This window comes from Halocatena pleomorpha (assembly GCF_003862495.1).
In the GTDB taxonomy this organism is placed as follows: domain Archaea; phylum Halobacteriota; class Halobacteria; order Halobacteriales; family Haloarculaceae; genus Halocatena; species Halocatena pleomorpha.
Genome location: NZ_RRCH01000014.1, coordinates 152,293 through 172,892, shown reverse-complemented (window position 1 = coordinate 172,892; position 20,600 = coordinate 152,293). Strand labels below are relative to the sequence as shown.

Annotated in this window: 17 protein-coding genes; 13 read left to right on the top strand and 4 right to left on the bottom strand. The window is 57.1% G+C overall.

What is annotated here, in order from left to right; translation table 11 throughout:
* The first annotated feature begins 78 nt into the window (after positions 1–78).
* The 3 genes from EIK79_RS07275 to fdhF (EIK79_RS07265) all read left to right on the top strand — a co-directional run bounded on the left by EIK79_RS07275 (position 79) and on the right by fdhF (EIK79_RS07265) (position 5,117).
* Complete coding sequence (locus tag EIK79_RS07275; protein WP_124954456.1) at positions 79–1,644, top strand: NADH-ubiquinone oxidoreductase-F iron-sulfur binding region domain-containing protein; 1,566 nt, start codon at positions 79–81, stop codon at positions 1,642–1,644.
* 82 nt (positions 1,645–1,726) lie between these two features.
* Positions 1,727–2,716, top strand: a complete 990-nt coding sequence (locus EIK79_RS07270) for a 2Fe-2S iron-sulfur cluster-binding protein (protein ID WP_124954455.1) — start codon at positions 1,727–1,729, stop codon at positions 2,714–2,716.
* Positions 2,709–5,117 carry a formate dehydrogenase subunit alpha gene (gene fdhF, locus EIK79_RS07265; RefSeq protein WP_124954454.1) on the top strand — a complete coding sequence of 803 codons (2,409 nt, stop codon included), beginning with the start codon at positions 2,709–2,711 and terminating at the stop codon, positions 5,115–5,117. The genes EIK79_RS07270 and fdhF (EIK79_RS07265) overlap by 8 nt, the downstream gene beginning before the upstream one ends.
* A gap of 239 nt (positions 5,118–5,356) precedes the next feature.
* Here the strand turns inward: fdhF (EIK79_RS07265) and EIK79_RS07260 are convergent, their stop codons facing one another.
* On the bottom strand, positions 5,357–7,168 hold the full coding sequence (locus tag EIK79_RS07260; protein WP_124954453.1) for a formate/nitrite transporter family protein: 1,812 nt from the start codon (positions 7,166–7,168) through the stop codon (positions 5,357–5,359).
* Positions 7,169–7,540: 372 nt separating this feature from the next.
* Between EIK79_RS07260 and EIK79_RS07255 the strand changes: the two genes are divergently transcribed.
* A complete protein-coding gene (locus EIK79_RS07255; protein ID WP_449405142.1) occupies positions 7,541–8,434 on the top strand; it encodes a cytochrome c oxidase subunit 3 in 894 nt (297 codons plus the stop codon).
* 69 nt (positions 8,435–8,503) lie between these two features.
* On the top strand, positions 8,504–8,827 hold the full coding sequence (locus EIK79_RS07250) for a DUF6684 family protein (RefSeq protein ID WP_124954451.1): 324 nt from the start codon (positions 8,504–8,506) through the stop codon (positions 8,825–8,827).
* On the opposite strand, the gene EIK79_RS07245 is transcribed toward EIK79_RS07250, so the two are convergent.
* A complete protein-coding gene (locus EIK79_RS07245) occupies positions 8,824–9,255 on the bottom strand; it encodes a hypothetical protein (RefSeq protein WP_124954450.1) in 432 nt (143 codons plus the stop codon). The two genes, EIK79_RS07250 and EIK79_RS07245, sit on opposite strands and share 4 nt — an antisense overlap.
* A 167-nt stretch (positions 9,256–9,422) precedes the next feature.
* On the opposite strand from EIK79_RS07245, the gene EIK79_RS07240 reads away from it, so the two are divergent.
* The 8 genes from EIK79_RS07240 to EIK79_RS07205 all read left to right on the top strand — a co-directional run bounded on the left by EIK79_RS07240 (position 9,423) and on the right by EIK79_RS07205 (position 18,279).
* On the top strand, positions 9,423–9,866 hold the full coding sequence (locus EIK79_RS07240) for a DUF6789 family protein (RefSeq protein ID WP_124954449.1): 444 nt from the start codon (positions 9,423–9,425) through the stop codon (positions 9,864–9,866).
* A gap of 185 nt (positions 9,867–10,051) precedes the next feature.
* A complete protein-coding gene (locus EIK79_RS07235) occupies positions 10,052–11,758 on the top strand; it encodes a cbb3-type cytochrome c oxidase subunit I (protein ID WP_124954542.1) in 1,707 nt (568 codons plus the stop codon).
* Positions 11,758–12,504 (top strand): cytochrome c oxidase subunit II, encoded by a 747-nt coding sequence (coxB, locus tag EIK79_RS07230; protein WP_124954448.1) that lies wholly within the window; start codon positions 11,758–11,760, stop codon positions 12,502–12,504. Before EIK79_RS07235 ends, coxB begins: the two co-directional genes overlap by 1 nt.
* A 109-nt stretch (positions 12,505–12,613) precedes the next feature.
* Entirely contained in the window at positions 12,614–14,170 is a 1,557-nt protein-coding gene (locus EIK79_RS07225; protein WP_124954447.1) for an NADH-ubiquinone oxidoreductase-F iron-sulfur binding region domain-containing protein, read from the top strand.
* 56 nt (positions 14,171–14,226) lie between these two features.
* On the top strand, positions 14,227–15,165 hold the full coding sequence (locus EIK79_RS07220) for a 2Fe-2S iron-sulfur cluster-binding protein (protein ID WP_124954446.1): 939 nt from the start codon (positions 14,227–14,229) through the stop codon (positions 15,163–15,165).
* A complete protein-coding gene (fdhF, locus tag EIK79_RS07215) occupies positions 15,162–17,513 on the top strand; it encodes a formate dehydrogenase subunit alpha (RefSeq protein WP_124954445.1) in 2,352 nt (783 codons plus the stop codon). Before EIK79_RS07220 ends, fdhF (EIK79_RS07215) begins: the two co-directional genes overlap by 4 nt.
* Before the next feature lie 70 nt (positions 17,514–17,583).
* Positions 17,584–17,919, top strand: coding sequence for a hypothetical protein (locus EIK79_RS07210; protein ID WP_124954444.1), 336 nt, complete (start codon positions 17,584–17,586; stop codon positions 17,917–17,919).
* Positions 17,920–18,000: 81 nt separating this feature from the next.
* Positions 18,001–18,279, top strand: a complete 279-nt coding sequence (locus EIK79_RS07205; protein ID WP_124954443.1) for a hypothetical protein — start codon at positions 18,001–18,003, stop codon at positions 18,277–18,279.
* A gap of 70 nt (positions 18,280–18,349) precedes the next feature.
* Here the strand turns inward: EIK79_RS07205 and EIK79_RS07200 are convergent, their stop codons facing one another.
* Both EIK79_RS07200 and EIK79_RS07195 read right to left on the bottom strand, forming a co-directional pair.
* Positions 18,350–18,793: a metal-dependent hydrolase gene (locus EIK79_RS07200; RefSeq protein ID WP_124954442.1), complete on the bottom strand. Its 444-nt coding sequence runs from the start codon at positions 18,791–18,793 to the stop codon at positions 18,350–18,352.
* Between the two features lie 308 nt (positions 18,794–19,101).
* Positions 19,102–20,382 (bottom strand): cation:proton antiporter domain-containing protein, encoded by a 1,281-nt coding sequence (locus EIK79_RS07195; protein WP_124954441.1) that lies wholly within the window; start codon positions 20,380–20,382, stop codon positions 19,102–19,104.
* Positions 20,383–20,600: the final 218 nt, after the last annotated feature.

Below are 20,600 nucleotides of genomic sequence, written 5' to 3'. Positions count from 1 at the left end.
GGAAGTTTACGTCGAAATATGTGATATAAGGAGGCGTAACCAACATTTATTACTACAACAAATATACTATAATTATCTATGGCGCAGAACGGTTCGATCGAAGAAGACACGATTATTCGCGTATCCACGGGCGGAAAAAACAGGATACGAGGCCGAGAGGTGCTCCATGCGGCTTGCGAGCCGAAGGCGTCAGTCCCGATCGTAGAGGTGGGACCGACCGGTATTCAGGAGTTGGAACCACTCATACTGGCGACGTATCAGGGGGAGACAGCGTTTTATCCCCAGTGTTCGCTTATGCGGGTCCGCGATCTCGTGGTCGCGCTTGACGATGGATCGCTACCGACGACAGGAGCGATGGCAGTCACCGAACACGATCCGGCGACGGCGACGCTGCCGACGCCGGACGAAGGGGTTTTCGCACTCGGTCAGCGGCGAGTGCTCGACAGAAGCGGATGGATACTCCCAGCAAACACGAACGATTACGTGGCGTCGAGGGATTTTCTTGCGGCTACCGTTGCTGATCAGGCCACCGAATGGCTTTCTACACTTGATGACACCGGCCTACGCGGTCGTGGTCGTGGTGACGGGTCGTGTGATACACGGATCGCAGACGCGTGGCGGACGGTCCGAGAGATTAGCCGCGAGCGTGACGCCGATCCCGTCGTCGTGGTGAACGGGAACGAAGCCGACCCAGACGCGGAGATGGATCGATTGCTACTCGAATCGAATCCATTAGCCGTGCTTGATGCGGCACTGGCGGCGGCTCGGATCATCGGCGCGACGAACCTTCTCGTCTATCTCAATGAGACAGAAGACCTTGCGAGGGATCGTGTCAACGAGGCCGCTGCCGAACTGACGAACAAGGTTGGTGCCGACATCCCGATCGAAGCCATCGCCGGGCCAGACGAGTACACGGCCGGTGAGTTGACGATGGCGATCGAAGCCCTTGAGGGCAATCATCGCCTTGAGGCACGCCTCCGGCCTCCGTTCCCGCGCGAGGAGGGTCTCTACGGACGGCCAACGCTGATTCACACGCCCAGAACGTTGGCACAGATTCGTGCTTTCTTCGTTGATGGCGGCGATGGAATCGGAAACGATTCCGATCCAGGCACCCGTCTCGTCACCGTCGCTGGAGATGTTGAGACACCGATGACGCTCGAACTTGCGACGAATGACACGCTTTCCGTCGTTGAACACGCTGTTAAGCTCGACGGCCGACTGAAAGCTGCCTGCGTCGGTGGCGTCTTCGGAGGGATGACGCGTACGCTCGATGTGCCGGCCCACACGAACGCGCTTGCGGCTGCGAATCTCGGAACGAACGGCGTCATCGAACTCTTCGACCAAGACCGGTGTATGTTGTCGGTCGTCGGCCACCGTGCGTCGTTCGCTGAGAAGGAGAACTGCGGTCGGTGCTTTCCCTGCCGTGGCGGGACCCAACAGCTCGCAGATATGCTTCGTGACATCTACGATGGCACGTTTGACGCCGAAAAGATCCGAGAGCTGTTACGCGTAATGCATAGATCAAGCATCTGCCAGTTCGGTCGCGACGCACAACGACCGGTCGCAACTGCTATGAACGAATTCGAATCAGAATTTCGCGCTCACGCCGACGGGCGCTGTCCGAACGGCGTTTGTACACCATGACCGCGATAAGACGAACCACGCAAGCGATCCACGACGGTTGTACAGGAAACCGAATGCGATCCAATGAACGGAGACAGAAGGTATGAGTTCAGATCCAATCTGGGACAACACACAAGACACGCCAGAAGCGGAGCCGATATGGAAGAAAAGCCGGCGCGTTAGGGAGGGACAGGTGGAGATCAATGCGGTGCTTGCCACGGGAACGGCGACCGACCCGGACGTAACGTCCGATGAGACGACGACGATCACTGTTGACGGTCAGTCAGTCACGTTGGGGCCGTCATCGACGGTACTCGACGGTCTCGTCACGGCGGAGACGAACGAAAACGTTCCAGCGCTGTGTTCCTACCAAAAAGACGACCGCATCGGTCCACGAAGCACGTGCCGGACGTGTATGGTCGACAGCGACGAGTACGGACTCATCCCCTCGTGTAGCTTTCCCGCGAGAGAGGGCATGAACGTCCGGACTGATACACCCGCTGCCTCCGAGACGCGAGACGTGAATCTCGATCTCGTGTTAGGTGGACACAACCTTCTGTGTACGACCTGTGGGAAAAACGGACGGTGTGAACTTCAGGAAGCGTCGATCGAGGCCGAAGTCGAACACCCGCGCTACGGTGTGGTCCATGACCGCGATGCGTTAGAACCGATCGATGAGTCATCACCGTTCATTCAGATTGACCGGAACAAATGCATCCTTTGTAACCGCTGTGTCGAGGCTTGCAACGACATCCAAGTCGCCGGCGTACTCCGAATGGAGGGACAAGCCGGAGAGATGCGTATCGGCTTTCAGAACGGCGCGGAGACGATGATGGGATCGACGTGTGTCTCCTGTGGACACTGTGTGACGGTGTGTCCGACCGGTGCGCTCGTCGAACAGAACCTCGTCGAAGCAGCAACGCTGCCGATCCCAGGGTTCACACACACCAACTCGGTCGGAAAAACGATCGGTGAAGAGTACACGTCCCGCCCACGACGGATGACGCCGATGTACACTGAAGAACACACCGAAGCGGAACCGAAGATCGACGAACAAACCGATTCGATCTGGCAATACAGTGACGATGAGTAACGATACGACGAACGACGGCAGCACGGAGTTAGACGGCGTTGCTGGATTCATGCAACGCGCGAAAGGACAGGCAAGATCGAGGTTGAAACGGCGGGGCCTCGGTCGGAGCCCAGCACAGTTCCTCGAACAAAGCGCCGCCTCGATCGCTGCAGACACGATCAGTGAGGGGAAACTGTTCCAGTTGTCGAAGGTCCTGTATGATTACCGACTTTCGGAGGTCGACGTGACTGATACGACATGCGGATACTGCGCTGTCGGCTGTCGGTTCGATCTCTACACGAAAAACGGGGAAGTGCTCGCCTCACGGCCCACCGATCCGGACAACGCGCCGATCAACGGCATTTCGACCTGCGTCAAAGGCAAGTTCAGCTATGGATTCTTGAACAGTGACGATCGACTTACACAGCCCCTGATACGGAAAAACGGCGAATTTCAGGAAGCCTCCTGGAACGAGGCCCTCGACTTCGTTGCAGATCGACTCGGGCAGATTAAAGAGAAGCACGGAGCGAACGCGCTCGGATTCGTCTCGTCTTCGAGAGCGACCAACGAGGCCAATTACGTGATGCAGAAGTTCGTCCGGCAGTCGATCGGGACGAACAACGTCGATAACTGTAACCGCTTGTGTCATTCTCCCACGGTCGAAGCGCTCTCACAAACGCTCGGCTACGGTGCGAGTTCGATCAGTCGCACTGATCTCAAAAACACCGACTGTTTCTTGGTCACGGGATCGAACACCACCGAGCAGCATCCGGTGCTTGCGACGCTCATAAAGCAGAACGTCATTCAGGGGGCAGACATCTACGTGTTTGATCCGCGGGTGGTGAAGATCGCTGAATTCACCCGTTCACAGTACACCCGTGTCCGACCGGGATACGACGCGGTATGGATCAACGGGATGATCCGCCACATCATTGAAAACGACCTGCACGACACCGAATTCATCGACGAGCGAACCGTCGGTTTCGAGGAGTTAGCGGACTCCGTCCAGAAGTTCACCCCCGAATACGTCGAGGAGAAAGCCGGTGTCCCACCGGACGAACTCAAGCAGGCCGCCGAAGGGATCGCTGCCGCCGACAGCTGCGTGTTCTGCTGGGCGCTCGGACTCACAGAGCAGGTCAACGGAACGAAAAACGTGATTTCGATGGCGAATCTCGCACTCGTCACTGGTCACGTGGGAACGCCGAACTCGGGTGTCTCACCGTTCCGTGGGCAGAACAACGTTCAGGGTGGTGGCGGTGATATGGGACCCGTACCGGGGAATTTCCCGGGCTACCAGAAAGTGACCGACGACGATGTCCGTCAGAAATTCGAGAACGCGTACGGCGTCGAACTCACCGATGAGGACGGATTAACGATCACTGAACAGTTCCTCGCTGCCGATGAGGGGAATATCAAGGGGATGTTCGTCATGGGCGAGAATCCTGCGGTTTCGGAGCCGAACGTCGCTCACGCACGGGAGATTTTGGAAAATCTCGATTTCCTCTGTGTTCAAGACATCTTTTTGACCGACACCGCCGAGTACGCCGACGTCGTGCTGCCGGCCACGTCGTTCGTCGAATCGAACGGCACGTTCACGAGTTCGACGCGTCGGGTACAGCTGGTTAAACAAGCGATAGAGCCGAAAGGCAACGCCAAACAGGACTGGAGGATCGTCCAAGCACTCTCCGAACGCTTCGGTCACGAGTGGGGGTACGAATCCTCAGCAGAGATCATGGACGAAATTGCGAGTCTCACCCCGATCTATGGCGGAATCAGTCACAAGCGGCTTGAAGAGGACGGTGGTATCTGCTGGCCGTGCTGGGACGAAGAGCACTCCGGTACCGAGACGGTGTATCTTGAGAAGTTCAATCAGCCCGACGGGAAGGCGTTTTTGATCCCGACTGACACGGATGGTCCGAAAGAAAAACCCGACGACCGGTATCCCCTGACACTGACTACGGGTCGGGTGCTGTATCAGTACCACACGGGGACGATGACCCATCGTGAAGAGGGTCTCATGTCGATTGCAGGGGAAGCCTTCGCTGAGATCCACCCCGAAACTGCGGCCGACCACAACATCGGGGACAGCGAGTACGTCCGGGTAACGTCACCGAACGGATCGGCACGAGTACTAGCGCAGGTCACAAAGCGGGTGAACCCCGAAACGATTTTCGTTCCGATGCACTATCTTGACGACGCACAGGTCAATCTGTTGACTAACGAGGAGGCACTCGATCCGAGCGCTCGGTGTCCCGAGTACAAGGCGACACCTGTGCGGATCGAACCTGAAACAGGTGGACGACGAACGCCGGCCAGCAGATCGACCGTCGGTCAGGCAGCGACTCCTGCCGATTTCGATGTCTCAGACGCGGAACCGTCCCCCCGTCCCGGTACCGGACATTCACAGTCGGATCGTTGGTGAGTGCGTTCGAGCCCCGCATACGACGACCGCATACTTAAATCAAACGCGATACAAATCGATTGTGTGGTACCGGTCGTTCCAGGTGATCGACGAACGAAGACATCACCGACAGCGACTGAGTGATCAGTCTATGAAACAGCACGAGTGCGACATGTGTGACGCATCGTTCGATAACGAAGCAGATCTGAGGGATCACGTTATGGAAGAACACGCCGACACGGAAGAATAAGGTGTGCCGGTCATGTTCGTCCGATCAACCGTTCGAGAATCGTTCGTCCGCCCGGTCGTTCGGTGAGAAGGACCGAGCAATCGACTTCGTGGATGACATCGAAATACAACGAGTCAGTAACGAGTCGTGAGAGCAGTCCCTCTTCGGTGGCCCCAATGAGTATGAGAGTATGATCGGTTGCCATACGACCGATCGTACCTTCGATGTCGTTAGAGTCATCGACAACCTGAACGGCGTCGTCTAAGTCGTGGTCCACTGCCCAGTCAGTGAGGAACTGCTTGCCTGCCTCACGCTCTTGGGGTCCGTCGACGACGTGGAGAAGTGTGATCTCGGAGCCGGCAGTCGCGCGGAGTGCCCGCGCGACTTCAGCGCTCAGATCAGAGTGCGGTCCCCCTGCCGTTGGAAGGAGGATCCGCGAAGCGTCGAACCCACGATCTTTGAGGACGAGAACGTCACTAGAGAGCTGTCCGGTCAGCTCGGCGATCGGACGATCCGTGTGGCCAGCCCCCCACGGCCGGTCGGGACCCCATCCCATTACCACGAGATTCGCACGTTCCCGCGCCGCCGTGTCGAAAATCTCCTCGAAGGAGCGGTGGGAAACGATCGTCGAGGTTGCACAGGAGACCCCATACGACTGCGTGGTCTCGTCGATATCTGCCATGAGTTCATTGGACTCGGCAACGATTTGCTCCCTGTGGTTGCGCTCGTATCCCACTGACACTCGTGGCGTTTGGACGATGTGAACCGCGTGAACGGTCGCAGGCTCTCGTTCGCTGGCGATCGAACAAGCGAGATCGACAACACCGGATTCGGTGCGGGGATTACCGATTGGGACAAGCACTCGGTAGGAGGCGTCATCGGCCACAGGCTCGTCAGCCGTGTCGATCATGGAGACGTATGAACGACCCGCGAGGCTTCCGACTGTCCACTCCCTGATCGAAAGCTGCCGATCTACCCCCTCGAACCGCGCGGATTCGAGACGACGTTCGGTCGTCTGAAAGTAATTGATAACCGTCACCAGCACGATGCCTCCGAGTGTGTTACCGGCAAGGACTGGGACGATAAACTGAATCAATCCGACGGTAAAGCTAAGGTTACCGGCAAACACCAAATACATCATTTCAGTGAACGAGACGACCACGTGAAAGAGGTTTCCAAGCGGGATCGCAAGAAAGGCTAGATACACGACAACGAGGCGGGAAATGGTGTCACGCGCGGCGTACACAATCCAGACGACCCCGGCGACGATTAATCCGGCAAACACGGCCTTGAAAAACAACGCAGTCACCGGTGTTTCGACGCCGTGCCGGGCGTGGCGTAGTGCCGCAGTCGTTGCACCGGAGGAGAACACGTCCCCCCACGTGAGTGCTGCTGCCCCGATGGCTCCCCCAATGAAGTTGCCAGCGAGGACGGTCGACCAGTGGCGCAACAATGCCGGAAGACTCGCTAACCGTTCCAACGTCAGCGTCACCGGCGGGACCGTGTTTTCGGTGTACAGTTGGTACCCACCGATGATGATGTAGATGAAGCCAAGGGGATACAGGAGGGCACTCATCACCGGGTTATCACCCGTCGTAGCTGTCATCGAGGAATAGAGCAGAAACGTGATGGTGATGGCAAAGCCACCAGCGAGCGCGCTGAAAAACAGTTCACGGGTGCCTGACGTGATCTCTTCGTCGGCAGCGGCAACGATTCTCTGAAAGACCTCGTCCGCGGAGAACCGGTCACGAACAACCGCTCCGACTGCAGGGGCACCGCTTCTAGACCGTTCGATCGCGTCTCGAACTGCCCTCTCGGAGTCGGAGTCGTCTCCCTCGTCCATGCTGGAATGTGTCCGTAGAGAAACTAAGCAGTTCGTATCTGTCTGTTATTCGAGAGCACGGACCACGACCTGTTCGATCAGTTGAGCGTGCAGCCGTACGCTTCGACGTACATCAGCCGACTGTTCGAACACCGGTGTGTCGAACTGAGACCCTCCACACTGTTTGGTAACGCCGTACGAAAGGCACCACCCAGTGATAGCCGTATTTGCTCGTCGAATCATCATTACAAACGTATGCTTGTAATCCCATACGATGCAGCTACGTTCGGTCTGCTAACCATACGCCGGGCAAGACGTTATGCCGCCGAAGGGCGAGTACCCAAGCGATGTCGGACTGACCCGTTCGTCACGGATGGGGAACTACTGAGGACTATACGTATGACCGATGAACGAACGACGCAAGGAGGGGATGGACGGCCACGATCTGAGGAGACGCCGGGCGTGTACGATTGGCCGACGACAATCGAAGAAACGAGTCTATGGCCGGTGATGAGCGCTGTCGGCGTCGGGTTACTGTACGTGGGCGTGGCTACTATCATTATCGGATACGGACTCGGATATGGCGTCAATTCGTTTGTCCCCCAGTGGCCCGGTTTCGTGCTCTTTTTCGTTGGCTTGGGTCTTTTTGTGAGTGGACTGCTCGGGTGGTTGTATCACGCCTTCGTTTATCGGTACTGGGAGTACGGAACCGATATCCACGCCCAATTGACGCTTCGATCAACGACGCTTCTGTTTCTCATAACGGAGGTTGCCACGTTCAGCGCAGGGTTCACGTACTACTTCTACATTCGGGCACACCCCTGGCCCCGAGGGGTGATACCGGAACTTCTCAGTCCGGTGGTGTTCGTGAATACGGTGTTGCTCGTCACGAGCAGCGTGACGGTGCATTTCGCCCACCGGGCGCTTCATGAGAACGATCGCACGCGTTTTCTCCGGTTGCTCGGTGTCACAGTGGCTCTCGGCGCAGTGTTCCTCATTGGACAACTGTACGAGTACTACGAGTTCGTCGTCAGAGAAGGGTACACGCTTTCGAGTGGACTGTTTGCAAGCGCGTTTTATGGACTGACCGGACTCCACGGACTCCACGTCACACTCGGCGTGGTGCTTTTGAGTATCGTCTTCGTCCGTGGCTGGTTGCTTGAGCAGTATTCAGCGACCCGGATGACATCAATCAGTACCGTTTCGATGTACTGGCACTTCGTCGATGGGGTTTGGCTCTTCCTCGTCACAGCCGTGTATATCGGTGCCTCGATCAGTGCGCCGTAGTTGAACTAGCGTGGTGCTGCCAGCAGAGTATTAACGCTGGTCGACGAACAGGCAATCGGTAGACGCTCCATGTTCGGATTCGACGACACGCGACTAGTCGACAGCGTTCCAAACGGAGCACCCCTGCTGATCATTCTCGTGCTCACCGGACTGTTCATCGCGTACAACCCGTGGGGCTGGGAGAACTGGTTTCTGATACTGGAAATCTTCGGCCTTCATCTCGTCCCAATACTCACACTCGCCCCTATCACGTATCTCGTCTTCACGTTTCTCACTGAGTCGAGTGATGGTCACTCGGAGACGGCAGACCGGATACAATCACGGTTCATGCTCTCGGAACCAGCGGCGTATACCGGTGAGGACGACCGCGACGAATCGTCATCGAATCACTAGTATTCAGTGCAGAGCACGCTCCCGCGCATCTGTATCGGGTAGTACGGACAGTAGTACGTCGTCATCTCCTGAGACGATTCGAAGGTGATCGTCCGTGTCTCACCACGATTAGAGAGTTCCTCTGATTCATAGAGCGTCTTTCCCAGACTGCTTTCGATGATGATCTTGTGCCGTGCACTATCAAGGGCTGTCCACCGAAGACGGATGGATCTGCCGGGACGGAACTTGAGTTCCGGGTTCAAATTACTGCGGATCTCTTGGGGAGCGATGCCCCGCCACCCTGTCGTCTTGGCTCCGAGCGCGTAGAAGTCGTGGGAGTACGCTCCAGAGGCGGGATCCGGCGGAACGGTAAAGCGAGCGTTGATACAGCCAGTGAGCGAAGCGATCGAACTGCTGGCAGCCAGCCTGAGCATCGTTCGCCGGTTCATTATTATGAGTAGCCAATCAACGCGCAAAAATTATTGGCGTCCTGTCTGTGGCCGGAATGGTCGTCCAATCCTTTCGTTCTGTGGTCCGAAGGACTGATATCTATACGGGCCATACATTGAAACGAATCTAGTAACGCAAGTAGACAGTCGATGTCCACCATACAACCATGCACAAAGTACAACGCGCGATCACCGCCGGTGTTGCGAGCACGACCGTTATGAGCATGGCCCTTCTAATCGTTGATGTCCAGACGCGGTCGGAACTGTCCTTGTTCGACGCTCTCGCCAGGTTTTTCGGAATGCCCGGACGGGTGGGGCGGGGACTGCTCATCTTCTTTTTTTTCGGTATCGTCGTTTGGCCGCTTCTGTTCGCTCTCCTCTTTCCCTACCTCCCACCGCAACACGATCCCGCCGTGAAAGGAATGTTGCTTGCCACCGTGTTGTGGATCGGCTTCGTTCTCGTCGGAACTGCCCAGATCGACACGTCGGTTGTACTCTTCTATCTCGCCGTAACGCTTCTCACACACCTTGCATACGGATTCACGCTCGGAGCGGTGTATAACTGGACTGGACAGCCACCATCTCCAGACACAACGGATAACCGTGCGTAGTGCCGCACGTGCGCAACGCCACACGAATCACGACGAACACGACATCAGCCGCGGACATGCCAGTGTAATCTATATCTGAACAAAATAAATTTTATAATCTAAGGTAGCTATTTTATATACGTGTTTTCGATCAGCATTCGGGCGGACGGTGATGGGGTGACATAACGGTGGATGTCGTTCCGTTCATGGTGCTCGTTGTAGGGATCGCGGCAGGAACAGCATGGCTGCTGCGGTCGATCGGACGGTCACCGTCACCGTGGACTGACGGTGGCACTGTGACCGTCAGCGATGAGGTTGGACTTCCAGGAGTGGTCGATCTTCTTGAGTGGGTATTGACCATCGATCATCGGCGTATCGGTATCCTGTATCTCATCTTTGGAACGTTCACTGGGCTGTGGGGGGCGACCGACGCGATGATGATCAGAACAGAACTGTTGAATCCCGAGGCGGTCGTTTGGACCAGTGGGACGTACAACGCTCTCTTTACGACCCACGGGCTCACGATGTTGCTGTTGTTCGTCACGCCGGTGTTCACAGGAATCGGAAACTACTTTATTCCCATCATGCTCGGTGCGGACGACATGGCGTTTCCCCGGTTGAACGCCATCGGCTTCTGGTTGCTCCCGCCTGCACTCGTCCTCGTTCGAGCAGGACTCATCACTGAAGTGATTGGGCGGTTGTTCCTTGCATTAGATCTGGATCTTGGTTTTCTGTTTGCGATACAACCGCCTGAACTCGGTTGGACGCTGTACCCTCCACTCTCTGTGGTGAGTACGAACCCCGAAACGGACATCCTTCTCGTGGGGCTTCATCTTTCGGGCATCGCAACGACGATCGCCGCAATCAACTTCATCACCACTATTATTCTTGAACGCAGCGATTCCGTCTCATGGGCTGATATCGACATCTTCTCGTGGGGGATGCTCACTATGAGCGGGATCATCCTGTTCGCGTTTCCGTTGCTAGGGAGCGCGTTCGTCATGCTCCTTCTTGATCGCAATTTCGGGACGACTTTTTTCGCGGTCAAGAGCGGTGGGCCGTTGCTCTGGCAACATCTGTTCTGGTTTTTCGGCCACCCGGAAGTGTACATCATCGTCCTTCCCGGTCTCACGCTCGTCAGTTTGATACTCCCGAAGTTCGCCGCGCGCGAAGTGTTCGGCTTTCGGTCGATGGTGTACACGACGTTGGCGATCGGTGTCCTCTCGTTTGGCGTCTGGGCACACCACATGTTCACCACCGGTATCGACCCACGATTGCGCATGTCGTTCATGGTCGTCTCGCTCGCCATCGCAGTGCCGAGTTCGATAAAGATGTTCAACTGGATCGCTACCCTCTGGAACGGACGGATCAGGTTCGCCGCACCAATGCTCTTTTGCATCGGTGGCATTAGCACGTTCGCCGTCGGCGGGATCACCGGTGTGTTCCTCGCGTCTATCCCTGTTGACCTTCTCGTGCACGATACGTGGTACGTCGTGGGACACTTTCATTTCATTATCATGGGCCTGATCGTCTTTGCGATGTTCGCTGGAAGCTACTACTGGTATCCGATTCTCACCCGGAAGATGTACGACAGACGGCTGGCGCTCGTCCACCTTGTGCTCACGTTCGCGGGCGTCTGGATCGCGTTTTTCACCATGCTCATCGTGGGGTATCTCGGTCTTCCGCGACGGTACGCGACGTATCCAGCCGAGTTCACGCTTCTTCAGCAGATCGCGACTGGCGGTGCGTATCTCCTCGGTCTCGGAGTGCTCATCTGGCTGTGGAACATGGTTCAATCCTACCGAATGGGTCCGCGGATCGAAAACGCCGACGTTTGGGACTTGAAGGACATCGGTCAGTTCACGCGGGAGTGGCAGTGGTTCGAGACGCAACTCGAACGGGAGGATGAGTGATGAATCAGTCGCGGCTACTTCCCCTCGTGGTACTGCTCGTCGGACTGATTGTAATAACCGTTGCTGTGGTTCCGCTTCCGACGCCCGGCTACGACTCCGTGAGCGAGGTACTCCTTCGAACGCTGCATCGACGGTTACTGCTGGTCGCAGTTCCGCTCACCCTCCTCGTCGAAGGGGCGATATTGTACGCTATGATAACGTTCCACGCCAATAACGATCCGAAGCCGACGGAGGAACGTCCATCGTTTGAAATCACGTGGACTGTCGTCGTCGTACTTATCCTGTTGTTCGTTGGCACCTCGTCGTACCTGGTGCTCGGAAATCTGACGGTTTCAGCTGGTCCTGACATGACAAATTCTTCACGGCCTGTCGACGTTCACGTTACGGGACAAAATTGGTTCTGGGAGTTCACGTACCCCGACGAGGAAGTGACGACGACGAATACGCTGGTGCTTCCTGCGAACCGAACGATCCTCTTCAGAATCACCTCGACAGACGTGATTCACTCCGTCCACATTCCCGCTCTCGGCGTCAAACAAGACGCGTTCCCCGGTCGAACGACCACGTTTAAGACAAATGTTACGAAGGCTGGCACGTACCGTCTTTACTGCGCCGAGTTCTGTGGCGTTGGTCACTCGACGATGCTCGCAACCGTGCGGGTCGTCGCTCCACCAGAGTATCAGCAGTGGCTTCAGCAACACAAACGCACGCAGAGCGATCGACCACAGGCCACCGACGCAACATAACGAGACGGCGGTCGCCCTTCGATCTCTTGTTACTTGAATATGATTACGTTCTATACTGTTTCAAATACAAGCCACGAAGATTTATATCTCGATTCGAATCGTTTGAACGATGGCTGATGGAAGGGTTATCGACGGCACTCCGGCCGTACGTGTTGCTACTGGTAGTAAGAGTCACGGCCGTGGGCAGGAACTTCTCCGCGTGGCAAACGAAGCCGACACGTCGGTCACGACAGCGGCGGTCGGATCCGTCGGCCACGTCGGTTTAGAGCCGCTTGTCATGGCAACGGTCGACGGGAAAACAGCGTTTTACAGCCGTCCCTCGACCGAACGGATGGAAACGATAGCGACAACCCTCGAAGAGGAGACCGCACCGGCTGGTGGGGCGATGGCAGTTGTCGAGCACGATCCCGCAACGCCCGTTCTGCCGACGCCCGAGACCGGCCCGCTGAGCGTGGGTTCTCGCCGTGTCCTCGGAGGCTGTGGCTGGTTGACACCGACGAACGTTGACGAGTACACCGATCTCCGGGACGATCTTTTCACGGACCGCGCTAAAGACGATCCCGAAAGCGTGCGTACGGCGGTGATGCAGTCTGATCTCCGGGGACGCGGACGCGGGGACGCGAGTACTGACACGTCCATTGCGGCGGAGTGGACGACCGTTTACGAGACATCTGATGATCCGCTCGTGGTCGTAAACGGAAACGAGGCTGACGACCACGCTGACGGTGACAGACTCCTCCTCGAAAGCGCACCGCTTACGGTTGTCGATGCGGCGCTCTCATCAGCGATCGCACTCAGGGCGACCGATGTCGTCATCTACCTGAGCGAAACCGAAACGATCGCCTATGAGCGCGTACAGGAGGCGGCTAGCGCACTCGACGCTGTCACTGATACTGGAATACCGATACGAGTCGTTACCGGTCCAGACGAGTACACGGCGGGTGAGCCGACGATGGCGCTTGAAGCGATCGAAGGGAACCATCGGATTGAGGCCCGTCGCCAGCCGCCGGGCCCGAGCGAATACGGCGTTAACGGCCGACCGACCCTGATCCACACGCCCAGAACGTTCGCACAGATCGGGGCGCTCCTTGCGGGGAACGGTTCCAGCGGAGCGTCGTCAGACCCCGGAACGCGCCTGATCACTGTCGCGGACGATGATTCTACACTGGCAACGACCGAACTGTCAACCGACGCGACGCTCGATGCAGCGCTATCGGCCGTTGAACTCGAAAACGGCTGGCATGGTGCGTGCGTCGGCGGTGTCTTCGGTGGGATGACTCGTTCGCTTGATGTGCCCGCGAGCGCACCCGGCTTGCGGAGTGCACATCTGGGAACGAACGGAGTCGTGGAACTGCTCGGAGAGTCGACCTGCATGGTGGCACTTGTTGGCGAGCGCGCGACGTTCGCAAAAGAGACGAACTGTGGGCGGTGTGTCCCGTGCCGCGAAGGGACGAAACAGTTGGTGTACATCCTTCGCCGCGTGTACGACGGTGAATACAAGAGCGAAATACTCCGCGAACTCGCGCGCGTCATGCGTACGACCAGTCTCTGTGGATTCGGCCGCGATGCGTCTCGCCCGATCACGACCGCGATGGAGGAGTTCGAAACCGAATTCGCCGCACACGCCAAGGGGCACTGTCCGACTGGCATTTGCAACCAGTCGTGAACGCTGTACTGTCACCCCGGACCGTCTGGTCCAGACAGATATTAACAGAACCAACCATGAGCACTGATCCGATCTGGGAACAGTCCCACAACGAACCGGAGGTACCGCTCGCTGAAGATATCGCACCAGGAACGGCAAACGATCCCGACGCTGGCGCAACGGAGCGCGCGACGATCACGATCGACGGCCAACGAGTCGAAACCGAGGCCGGAGCGACGCTGCTCGATGCGTGTCAAACGATCGAGACCAGCGGCGACGTGCTTGCGCTCTGTTCGTACGACGAAAACGCCAAAATCGGCCCTCGAAGCGAGTGTCGAACGTGCATGGTTGAAACCGAACGACACGGCGTCGTCCCCTCGTGTAGCTTCCCGCCGCGCGATGGAATGACTGTCCACACCGACACCGAGAGGGCGCGCGAGGCGCGCGACGTGAATCTCGATCTGTTACTCTCGAACCACAACCTGCTGTGTACGACGTGTGGGAAAAACGGACGGTGTGAACTGCAAGACGTTTCGATAGAGAACAACGTGGTTGACCCGCGCTATGGAGTGATGCACGACCGCGACCAGCTCGGACCCATCGATGACTCGTCGCCGTTCATTCAGATCGACCGCAACAAGTGCATCCTCTGCAATCGGTGTGTCGAAGCGTGCAACGACGTGCAAGTCGAGGGTGTGCTTCGGATGGAGGGATCTGGAGATGACACGCGCATCGGTTTCCAGAACGGGGCGGAGACGATGATGGAATCGACCTGCGTCTCGTGCGGCCACTGTGCGACAGTCTGTCCGACCGGTGCACTCCTCGAACAAGGATTAGTGGACGCAACGACGCTTCCAGTCCCTGGATTCACACACAAGAACTCCGCTGAGGAGATCGTCGGTAGGGAATACGACCATCAGCCGACACAGAGAACACCGATGAAAAGCGAACTCGAAACCCAAAACGAGCCCCAAGCAAGCGAGCAGTTTACGACCGCAAGAGCTGACCGATCATGAGCGATGAACCACAAGCGAGCGGACAGCAGGGCGTCGCGGGCTTTATGGCCCGCGCGAAGGATCGGGCCGGCGAACAGGTGAAAAAAGCCGCGAACGAGCGTGTCGTACGTCCGTTCGAACACGAGTTCTCCGGATTCATGGGAAATGCCATCTCCGAAGGCCGACTGTTCTCCATCGCGGACGCGCTCGGAGACTACCAGCTCAACGACATTAATGTCACCGACACGACCTGTGAGTACTGTGCGGTCGGCTGTCGGTACGATGTCCTCTCGAAGGATGGTACTGTCCTCGGTACACGTCCGAATCCAGAGAAGGCACCCATTAACGGCATCTCGACCTGTGTGAAGGGGAAGTTTTCACATTCGTACGCCACCAACGAGGATCGACTGACCCAGCCCCTCCTGAAAGACGACGGCGAGTTTCGGGAGGCGTCGTGGGACGAAGCGCTTGACCGCGTCGTGGAGGGACTCGATGGGATCAGGACAGAGCACGGACCGAACGCGCTCGGACTGGTCGCGTCGTCGAAATCGACCAACGAGGCCAACTACGTGATGCAACGGTTCGCCCGCGAGGTGATCGGGACGAACAACATTGACAACTGCAATCGTCTGTGCCACGCAGCAACGGTCTCAGGTCTCTCGAGCACCGTCGGATTCGGTGCTGCCTCGGTCGGGGTCGAGGCGCTCGAAGAGACCGACTGTTATCTGATCACCGGCTCGAACACGACGGAGTCTCATCCGGTTTTTGCCACGATGATCAAACAGAACGTTAAGGATAACGACGCTGATCTCCTCGTGTTTGATCCTCGAAAGATACAGATGGCCGAGTATGCGGACCAGTACTCTCGCATCGAACCCGGCTACGATACCACCTGGATCAACGGACTGATCCGGTGTATCATCGTCAACGATCTCCACGACGAGGAGTTCATTGAAGAGCGCACCACTGGCTTTGACCAAGTGGTAGAGACTGTCGAGAAATTCACGCCGGAATTTGTCGAGGAGAAAGCGGGCGTTCCACCCGAAGAGTTAAAAAACGCGGCCGAAACCATCGCGACGGCCGACTCGTGCGTGTTTTGCTGGACGCTCGGACTGGCTGAACACGCGCATGGAACTGAAAACATCTACGCGATGGCGAATCTCGCGCTTATCACGGGTCACATCGGTAAACCCAGAGCCGGCCTGTCACCGTTCCGCGGGCAGAACAACGTACAAGGTGGTGGGGGAGACATGGGTCCGGTCCCGAACAACTTTCCTGGCTACCAACCTGTCACGGATGAAGAAAACAGGAAAAAGTTCGCTAACGCGTACGACATGGATGTAGAAGAGATGCCCGACAGGGAGGGATTCCGAATAACGGACATGTTCCTCGCCGCCGAACAGGGTGATATCAGAGGGATGTTTATTCAGGGAGAAAATCCGTTGATCTCTGAACCCAACATCGGCCACGCGCGTGAGGTGCTCGAAACCCTCGACTTCCTTGCAGTACAGGATATTTTCCTGACCGACACCGCCGAGCACGCCGATGTCGTGCTGCCCGCGACATCCTCTCTGGAGTCGAACGGGACGTACACGGCCTCAACTCGCCACGTACAACTGGTCAAACGAGCCATCGATCCGATCGGGAACGTAAAGCCAGATTGGAAAATAACTCAACAGCTCGCAGAACGGTTCGGGTACGACTGGGAGTTCTCACACGCGAGTGATATTATGGAGGAGATCAACGGTCTCACCCCGATTTACGCCGGGATTACACATGAACGCCTTGAACGACACAGCGAGGACGGAGGGCTTCAATGGCCGGTTTGGGACGAGGACCACCCGGGAACTCCGTACACGTACGCGGATCAGTTCCAGACAACGGACGGACTGGCACACATGCATCCTGCTGACACCGTCGAACCGTCCGAAACGCCCGATGACGACTATCCACTGGTGATGACCTCTGGACGAGTGCTGTATCAGTACCACACCGGCACGATGACGTTTCGAGAGCCCGGAGACATGTCCTACACCGACAGGAGTTTCGTGGAGATCCATCCGGAGACGGCAAACGCGTACAGTGTGTCGAACGGTGATATGCTCGATATCACGTCCCGCCACGGCGAGACACAGGCGATGGCCGAAATCACAACCCGACCGAACCCAGGTACGATCTTCATTCCGATGCATTACCTCCACGGTGGTGCGAACAATCTGACAAAGGAGAAGCCGCTTGATGGGCCCAGTCGCTCCCCCGAATACAAAGTGACGGATGTGCGGATCTCGGTGGCCGAGTCGGATGCTGGGCCGATTTCAGCCGTTCCCCCCTCCGAGACGGACGAGCGATCCGCGACGGGGGACGATTGACCGGGATGCACACCAGTTTCATACAGGAGTACGAACAGTTATACTGAGCCGTCTCGGACTAGTTTTAGCCATGAAAGACGTAACCGAGGCCGATATCGGTAAACCAATATTCACTGCCGAAGAGCACAAGATCGGCACGCTGCGGGGAATGGACGGTCCGACGCTGTACATCAAGATCGCGGACGACATCGATCCTGCGCTTCGCAGTGACATGAAAGTCTCTGAGATAACGTGGCTCAAAGACGACGGAGACCATCTCGCAGGAGCAGCACGGGCCTCCGTAGCGGACGTCACTGATGATGAGATCCATTTCTGGCCGACCTACGCCGCTGAAGCCGAACACGAGTCGGTGACCTACGATGAAATTCCAGAGGAGGAGAGTCACGACGACCCATCTGAACTCTGATCGGAGATCACACATCCGTTCGTCTGGTTCCAAACCCAATCGACGGCTAACGATTAAGTGTGTTTCCGGAGAACAGAGGGTATGGACCGCACGATAACGCTCAAACGACTTTTCGGACTCGATCCGACGCCGGTGGGCATCGGGAGCCACGAGCGAACCGTTCACGAATGTACGGTGTGTCGAACGGAGTTCGATACCGCAGAGACGATCTGTCCTGAGTGTGAGAGTCAACTCTTCCGGCGCAAAACGACCACGCCGAACGCCCGGTTCAATCTGCTGTTCGTAATGGTGCTAGCCGGATTTGCGATCGTCTACAACATCATAACGGGCGAATACCCGAGAGAGGGACCCGCAGCATGATGTAATCCCCGGCGTCAAACACGGCTGTTCTGGATGTCTGAACGGCCACTACTTGCCAACCGGACGACCGTTACCGGATCGATCGCACGTCTTCTAGGAGGATACCGACCGACACGGCCCAGAGCAGAACTGTTGCAACCGGTCCGTGAACGGGCAGCTCTGGGCTTACAGCGGTCCTGAGCGGGAACAGCCAGTCGATGCCTTTCGGTGACAGCGAATCGATTACGAGATGAGAACCGATCGCCAGTCCCACTGCCCGTTCGACCGCCCGATCCTGACGAGCAGCGTAGACACCGAGAACGACTGTCAGCGCGAACAACGGCGTATGGGTGATCCCTCGGTGGACGAATGGCCAACTCCACTCCGGTGGGAAACAGAAGTCTAGATCTGGAACGACACCCATGATCGCTCCGATCCGTGGATCGATCCCTGTGAATCCGCGAACCAGAGCGTAACCGACGACGGCGTGAGTCGCAAGCGCTTGGGTGAGAAACAAGATCCGTTCGAGTTCCATTATGGTCCCTTTGAGCGATGTTTTAACATACGTTGGGGTTCCGTCTGCGGCGGCACACCGGAACCCTGCCCCTGACGGTAGTCCGATATCAGCAGTTCCCGGGCCACGGGGAAGACACCGACCATCACTGTTGGTGACGGCAGCGCAACCCGTGTGGCCGAGTGGTGACCGCTCCCGGTAGTGCTGGTGAAGATCTCCCGCTTTCTGATACGACTGCTACGGCGGGAGTGCTGCAACACGCTCCCTAGATTCCGGCGGATCGGCTGTGACAGTTCCTCCGGATCGCAGAGCGTGGCATGTGTTACTCATCAGTGTTCGTCAAGCGACGACTGCCTGTCGTCATCCGGAGTCTGTATCCGATTCGGATCGACTATTCGTCCGTATAGCTTCGTAAACAGTGTCGCTGTGACGCCGTGAACGAGTATCGAACTCGTGACCACCAGCGTCGCTGCGCTCCAGATGATTTCCTCGCCGATGATCCGATGTGCGACTGTAGCGTAGAACAGGGCCGCGATTCCGATCGGACCGAACCATCCTGCAAAAAGTGCGTCGTAATCGTCGCTGATTGCGGGAACGGATGTGCGGAATACGCCTACCATCGGTAGACGCCGGACTAAGAGAACGCCTGCCGGGAGAACGACGCCTGCCCACCCGAGGGCGATCCATTGGTCTACTGGAAGCACTATTCCGAATATCACGAAGATCGGAAACGTGAACAGACGGAGCACAGTCTCCTGGACTTTCTGCTCATCGGCTTCGTCGCCCGCATTGGACAGCCTATTGAAGAGCAATCCGGCGGCAAACGCCGCGAGGATTCCATTGCTTCCGACCAACTTGACCCCGCCGAGAACCGTAAAGGTGAGTGCGACGGTCACACTGAGAAGCGATGATTCTTCAAGATAGTGGTACTCATGGGAGACCTGTTCAATCCACCCTGCAAGTGCACCGGCTGCGGCTCCGATCACCACGGCAGCACCGACTTCCCAGAGAAGCGTCTCGACAATCCAGTTGAGGAACGCCCGTTCGGGAACGTGTTCGAAAAGCAAGATCGGTAAAAAGACGAACGGATACGCCAGACCGTCGTTCGCGCCCGATTCGCCCGTCAGCAGGTTCCGGATCGGTGCCGGAATGCTCCGCTGGGCCGTGTGTCCCATGACGATCGTTCCGGCAAGCACTGGATCCGTCGGCGTGATGATCGCTCCGATAAGGAAGGCGACCGTGAACGGAACGGACAACAACACGTAGACGAGTCCGCTGCTGACCAGCCACATGCCGATCATGCCCGGTAAGAGAACAACGCTCATTGAGCGGGCGTGGTTTTGAAAATATCCCCGTGGAAGCCTGAGCGCGGCGGCCATCACTGCCAACCCGACGGTCAATCGAGCAGCCTGCTCGATGATCGGTAACGGAGCTCCCCATGTAGTGAGTCGAGCGAACCCCATCCCAGCCGGACCGATAAGGATACCGAGAGCCACCGCGGCCATCGGTTCTGAGGGGAGATACGCTTTGTTTTGCATCAGTCCAGCGATGAGACTCAACACGAGCGTCAAGCCGCCGACCGTAACGAGGAAGATATTCAGCTCTTGCATGAACGATGTATCGCGCCGGACAGTCGGTCAAACTACTCACGATCGTGTACGGACTACTATGGTATGGTTGAAGAAAAAAGATCGGGTGGAAACAGATATTATGGATAAGCTGAAAATAGTTGTTCATTGCAGGAAATCCAACCGCATTACTGTGTTCTACGAGGAGCCGCGTTTCGATCAAAGAGCGCGACGGTGATCGCGTGCCGGCAATGGCAAGC

Bases quoted from the DNA above. Each gene is read 5' to 3' on its own strand.
- EIK79_RS07235 (WP_124954542.1), top strand. From the start codon at position 10,052: ATGGTGCTCGTTGTAGGGATCGCGGCAGGAACAGCATGGCTGCTGCGG.
- EIK79_RS07260 (WP_124954453.1), bottom strand. From the start codon at position 7,168: ATGGACGAGGGAGACGACTCCGACTCCGAGAGGGCAGTTCGAGACGCG.
- EIK79_RS07200 (WP_124954442.1), bottom strand. From the start codon at position 18,793: ATGGAACTCGAACGGATCTTGTTTCTCACCCAAGCGCTTGCGACTCAC.
- EIK79_RS07220 (WP_124954446.1), top strand. From the start codon at position 14,227: ATGAGCACTGATCCGATCTGGGAACAGTCCCACAACGAACCGGAGGTA.
- EIK79_RS07225 (WP_124954447.1), top strand. From the start codon at position 12,614: ATGGCTGATGGAAGGGTTATCGACGGCACTCCGGCCGTACGTGTTGCT.
- fdhF (WP_124954445.1), top strand. From the start codon at position 15,162: ATGAGCGATGAACCACAAGCGAGCGGACAGCAGGGCGTCGCGGGCTTT.
- coxB (WP_124954448.1), top strand. From the start codon at position 11,758: ATGAATCAGTCGCGGCTACTTCCCCTCGTGGTACTGCTCGTCGGACTG.
- EIK79_RS07205 (WP_124954443.1), top strand. From the start codon at position 18,001: ATGGACCGCACGATAACGCTCAAACGACTTTTCGGACTCGATCCGACG.
- EIK79_RS07270 (WP_124954455.1), top strand. From the start codon at position 1,727: ATGAGTTCAGATCCAATCTGGGACAACACACAAGACACGCCAGAAGCG.
- EIK79_RS07195 (WP_124954441.1), bottom strand. From the start codon at position 20,382: ATGCAAGAGCTGAATATCTTCCTCGTTACGGTCGGCGGCTTGACGCTC.
- EIK79_RS07245 (WP_124954450.1), bottom strand. From the start codon at position 9,255: ATGAACCGGCGAACGATGCTCAGGCTGGCTGCCAGCAGTTCGATCGCT.
- EIK79_RS07275 (WP_124954456.1), top strand. From the start codon at position 79: ATGGCGCAGAACGGTTCGATCGAAGAAGACACGATTATTCGCGTATCC.
- EIK79_RS07210 (WP_124954444.1), top strand. From the start codon at position 17,584: ATGAAAGACGTAACCGAGGCCGATATCGGTAAACCAATATTCACTGCC.
- EIK79_RS07240 (WP_124954449.1), top strand. From the start codon at position 9,423: ATGCACAAAGTACAACGCGCGATCACCGCCGGTGTTGCGAGCACGACC.
- fdhF (WP_124954454.1), top strand. From the start codon at position 2,709: ATGAGTAACGATACGACGAACGACGGCAGCACGGAGTTAGACGGCGTT.
- EIK79_RS07250 (WP_124954451.1), top strand. From the start codon at position 8,504: ATGTTCGGATTCGACGACACGCGACTAGTCGACAGCGTTCCAAACGGA.